Source organism: Nonomuraea cypriaca (assembly GCF_015645445.1).
GTDB classification, from domain to species: Bacteria; Actinomycetota; Actinomycetes; order Streptosporangiales; family Streptosporangiaceae; genus Nonomuraea; species Nonomuraea cypriaca.
Window position 1 is genome coordinate 1 of record NZ_JADOGI010000532.1, and the last position, 1,160, is coordinate 1,160.

General features: G+C 60.0%; 1 protein-coding gene. It reads right to left on the minus strand.

Annotation, left to right across the window (positions count from 1 at the left end; translation table 11 throughout):
• Window positions 1-210: 210 nt before the first annotated feature.
• Window positions 211-1,160 (minus strand): site-specific integrase (locus tag ITP53_RS55440; protein WP_195903503.1); only part of this gene is annotated, 950 nt, incomplete at its 5' end.

Consider the following 1,160-nt stretch of genomic DNA (forward strand, 5'->3'; position numbering starts at 1 on the left):
CATCAAGCACCATCTCAAGCGCCTGCAATACCGGCCCGACCTGCTCAACGCCATCATCGCCCAGACCGAACTGATCCTCGAACCCGAACCGCCGTAACGCGAGAAGCCAGCCTTTCAACCTCTGTAATACTCAAGGCTGTGCCGGAGTTTCGGAAACGTAATTATGCTCCGCCGCACGGATGTGCGGCGGAGCTACTTCACCAACGAGCCCTATGGATGGTGGTTGCTAGGAAAGATACGATCCATTGCCTCAGCGCCTTCCAAGAGAACTGGACGGAGTTGGAAGCGGTAGACCGTCTCGGTCACTACGGTGTTCGCGTGGCCTACCAGTCGAGAGATATCTTCGATGGGGACTCCGAAGTCCGACAGGAGCGATACGAAGCTGTGCCGAAGTTCGCGCGGTGTCCACTCGGCGCCAGTCAAGCCCGCGCTACTGAGTACCTTCCGGAAGTCGCGTCGTACGTTGGTGGCGCTGAGCGGCGTACTGTTCTTGGTGCAGAAGACTAGACCTGTACCGGTCCATTGGTCACCTGCAGCAGTTCGTGGCTCGTTCTGAGCCTCGTTGAGCAGGCGAAGGGCGGCGATGGCGCGGGTAGGTATCTGCAGCGTGCGGCGTGACTTCACGGTCTTTGTATCGCCCTGCTTGCGAACGGACCGCCAGACGTAGACAGCGAACTTCTTGTGATCCCAGCCAATCTCCGTGACAGGCCGCCACACCTGCTGATCCTTGTCGAGGGCAACGACGTGTCGCCAGGTCAAGGCTCGCACCTCCTCTGTGCGTGCGCCAGTGAGCAGGGACAGGAGAATGTAGGCGCGGATACGTACGTCTGCCTGTTCGGCAGCAGCGATTACCGCTTCGCCCTGCGCCAGGGTCAGCGCTCGCGATGGGCGACCACCGCGTCCCCGGGGGACCTCGCATAGGTCAACGATGTTCCGTTTGACCTTGTCCCGCTTCATGGCGTTCTTGATTGAACGGTTAAGGATGTCGTAGATCAGCTTGAGGGAGCGGGTGCTCAACCGTGCGGTCTTGCCAGCTAGCCCCGTTTTCCGCACGTCGAGGTAAGTGAAGATCGCTGGGTTTGCTGTGGTGATCGTTGCGCGGTATGACCTGGGCTGGTGAGACAGCGTGCGCAGTGGGGCCAGGCCAGTGTCGAGAAGAT